Here is a 3,335-nt window from a genome sequence, read left to right as displayed (position 1 = left end):
GGTCCCGGTGACCGGCTTTGGTGTTGTGTGCGCCCCCGGTCCGCCCGGGGGCGCACCTCTGCGTAGTGGGCCCCGTGAGAATTCACTGCCGACAAGTGGGGAAACCCGCGTAATGATCGCGCCCGACCTCGCTCTCCCCTGTGTACGCACTGTCCGTGCACAGCGAAAAAGGAGGCCGAGCGCGATGGCTGGCTCGGAAGCGAAGACCGCGGTGGAGTGGCTGGTCTCGGTGGCGCCTGACCCCGACGCGTGCCGGTGGGAGTGGGAGCGCAACCCCCTGGGCGTCGCGCTGCTGCCCGCCGGCCGCCGCTGGGACGTCCTGATCCTGCCGGGCGAACTCGGCTGTCCCACCCTCGACGTCCTGTCCCGCCTGGTCGACCGGCCGGGGCCGGTGCTCGCCGACTTCGGGGACTCCCGCACGGGGTTCTTCGTCCCCGCGGGCACGGCCGCCCGCTGGCTCGGCACGGGGGTACGGGGCGCAGGGCGCGGCACCTGGATCGTGGTGCCCTACCCGGGCCGGGCCACCACCGGCGGCGTCCGCTGGCTGGTCGCCCCGGACGGCCGGGGGACCCTCACCGACCCGGCGCTCCTGGAGCTCGCGATGCACGAGGCGGCGAGCCGGATGCCGCGCGGCGACTGAGCCACCACGCGGGCGCGAGCAGGAGGACGCTCAGGCACCAGCTGCCGAGCACGTCCAACGGCCAGTGATATCCGCGCAGTACGAGGCCGGTGCCGGTCGCCGCAGTGAGCACGAGCGCGACGGGCATCGGCCATCGGCCGCGTACACACACAGCGAGAAGGAGCGCGGCCCCGCAGTACGCGACGGCCGCCGTCGCCGCGTGCCCGGACGGGAAGTAGCCGGTCGCGGCGGGGTCCAGCGGCGACGGCCGGTCGACCAGTGCCTTCAGCGGTACGACGACGGCAGGGACCGCCGCCACGGCCAGGGCGGCGGCGAGCACGAGCAGCCGGTGGCCGCGCCACAGTGCGTACACCAGAGTCACGGCGAGGACCGGCAGTGCGACCTGCACATTTCCCAAGTCGGCGCAGAATTCGGTCAGTTGGCGAGGGCCCCGGCCGATGAAGGACTGGTCGAGACGCTCGTCGGCGGCCAGCAGCGGGCCCCGTACGACCACCTGCCAGGTGAGCAGTGCGAAGAGCAGCGCACTCGTCAGGACCGTGACGAGAAAAGCCGACTGCCCCGGAGCAGGGGGGGTGGCTCCGGGGCAGTCGGTCGGACCGGAGGGACGGGCGCCCCGGGGGGTGTGGGGCGTGCCGCCGTCCGATCGTTGAGGATTTCCGGAGCCAGAGGCGCCGGGGGTGTTGTGCGCGAAGGCACGACCAGGGAAGTGCTGGGGAAGCTCGACCCTGGCGTCGCCCGCAGTCCCCTGCGAGCGGGGTGTTTCTCTCATCTGCCAGGAACCGTACGACAGGAAAGGGAGGGCCGACAGCAGGAGTGCGATCCCGCCATTGGCCCCCCACACATCCTTCACAGGCGCAGTCTTCACCGGGACAGTCTGACCCGGGCGCGGCCCGGGCGCGGACTCAGATCCCGGCGAACGCCGCTTCGAGGATGTCCAGGCCCTCGTTCAGCAGGTCCTCGCCGATCACCAGCGGCGGCAGGAAGCGCAGCACGTTGCCGTAGGTGCCGCAGGTCAGGACCAGCAGGCCCTCCTGGTGGCAGGCCTTGGCGAGTGCGCCGGCGGCAGCGGCGTTCGGGGTCTTCGCGCCGTCCTTCGTACCGGACTCGACCAGCTCGATGGCGATCATCGCGCCGCGCCCGCGGATGTCGCCGACGACGTCGAACTTCTCCGCGATCGCGGCGAGGCGGCCCTTCATGACCTCCTCGATGCGCTTGGCCTTCCCGTTGAGGTCCAGCTCCTTCATCGTCTCGATGGCGCCGAGGGCGGCGGCACAGGCGACCGGGTTCCCGCCGTACGTACCGCCGAGGCCGCCCGCGTGCGGGGCGTCCATGATCTCGGCGCGGCCCGTGACGGCCGCGAGCGGCAGGCCGCCCGCGATGCCCTTGGCGGTGGTGATCAGGTCCGGGACGACGTTCTCGTCCTCGCACGCGAACCACTGGCCGGTGCGGCAGAAGCCGGACTGGATCTCGTCGGCGACGAAGACGATGCCGTTGTCGGTCGCGAACTTCGAGATCGCGGGCAGGAAGCCCTTGGCCGGCTCGATGAAGCCGCCCTCGCCGAGGACCGGCTCGATGATGATCGCGGCGACGTTCTCGGCGCCGATCTGCTTGTTGATCATTTCGATGGCCTGGGCGGACGCCTCGACGCCGGCGTTCTCCTCGCCGGTCGGCCAGCGGTAGCCGTACGCGACCGGGACGCGGTAGATCTCCGGGGCGAACGGGCCGAAGCCGTTCTTGTACGGCATGTTCTTGGCGGTCATGCCCATGGTGAGGTTCGTACGGCCGTGGTAGCCGTGGTCGAAGACGACGACGGCCTGGCGCTTGGTGTACGCACGGGCGATCTTGACGGCGTTCTCGACGGCCTCGGCGCCCGAGTTGAACAGCGCCGACTTCTTCGCGTGGTCGCCCGGCGTCAGCTCGGCGAGCTGCTCGCAGACCTCGACGTAACCCTCGTACGGGGTGACCATGAAACAGGTGTGCGTGAAGTCCTGGAGCTGCGCGGTCGCCCGGCGCACCACGGCCTCGGCGGACGCGCCGACCGAGGTCACGGCGATGCCGGAACCGAAGTCGATCAGTCGGTTGCCGTCGACGTCCTCGACGATGCCGCCGCCCGCGCGGGTCGTGAACACGGGCAGTACGGAACCCACCCCACCGGCGACCGTGGCCGTGCGGCGGGCCTGAAGCTCCAGCGACTTCGGGCCGGGAATGGCGGTGACGACGCGGCGCTCCTGCGGAACTGCGCTCATGAGGGGCTCCTCGGGAAGGGGTGGGGTGAAACAGGGGGGTGAAACAGGGGGTGAAACGGGATGCTCCGGTACTTCCACTTCTTCCTTCGCAGGCTAGGGGTGGGGCGGCGCGCCGGGCATGTTCCGTTCGGGAGAAGTACGAGGGGCGCGTTGTCCGGTACGGACATAGCGGGCCGACGTGTTCCGCAGCCCGGAACGCGGGGTTCTGGCCACTAGATTGGGCCCGGCACAGTCGCGTACAGCTGGTTCGTGGGGACGAGGGGCAGCACATGAACACCGGTGACAGGCACGACGCACGCGGCACCCGGGCGGGGGGGGGGGGCCCCCCCCCCCGCCCCCCCCCCCCCCCCCCCCCCCCCCGGCCCCCCCCCCCCCCCCCCCCCCCCCCGCCCCCCCCCCCCCCCCCCCGGCCCCCGGCACCAGCCCGCCCGGGGGGGGGCCCGGCCGGG

Annotated in this window: 3 protein-coding genes; 1 reads left to right on the top strand and 2 read right to left on the bottom strand. The window is 72.1% G+C overall.

Annotated features, from left to right (window positions below):
* Nucleotides 1-184 precede the first annotated feature (184 nt).
* Nucleotides 185-640 carry a hypothetical protein gene (locus ACWGIG_RS35100; RefSeq protein WP_453325753.1) on the top strand — a complete coding sequence of 152 codons (456 nt, stop codon included), beginning with the start codon at nt 185-187 and terminating at the stop codon, nt 638-640.
* Here ACWGIG_RS35100 and ACWGIG_RS35095 read toward each other — a convergent pair.
* Together ACWGIG_RS35095 and gabT are read right to left on the bottom strand one after the other, a co-directional pair.
* Nucleotides 573-1,409 carry a phosphatase PAP2 family protein gene (locus ACWGIG_RS35095; protein WP_453325752.1) on the bottom strand — a complete coding sequence of 279 codons (837 nt, stop codon included), beginning with the start codon at nt 1,407-1,409 and terminating at the stop codon, nt 573-575. The genes ACWGIG_RS35100 and ACWGIG_RS35095 overlap by 68 nt on opposite strands.
* A gap of 133 nt (nt 1,410-1,542) precedes the next feature.
* Nucleotides 1,543-2,886 carry a 4-aminobutyrate--2-oxoglutarate transaminase gene (gene gabT / locus ACWGIG_RS35090; protein ID WP_453325751.1) on the bottom strand — a complete coding sequence of 448 codons (1,344 nt, stop codon included), beginning with the start codon at nt 2,884-2,886 and terminating at the stop codon, nt 1,543-1,545.
* Nucleotides 2,887-3,335: the final 449 nt, after the last annotated feature.

The organism is Streptomyces sp. NPDC054863 (assembly GCF_053610825.1).
Note: the sequence above shows the minus strand (reverse complement) of the source record. Positions and strands in the feature narration are given on the sequence as shown.

Bases quoted from the DNA above. Each gene is read 5' to 3' on its own strand.
- ACWGIG_RS35100 (WP_453325753.1), top strand. From the start codon at position 185: ATGGCTGGCTCGGAAGCGAAGACCGCGGTGGAGTGGCTGGTCTCGGTG.
- ACWGIG_RS35095 (WP_453325752.1), bottom strand. From the start codon at position 1,409: ATGAGAGAAACACCCCGCTCGCAGGGGACTGCGGGCGACGCCAGGGTC.
- gabT (WP_453325751.1), bottom strand. From the start codon at position 2,886: ATGAGCGCAGTTCCGCAGGAGCGCCGCGTCGTCACCGCCATTCCCGGC.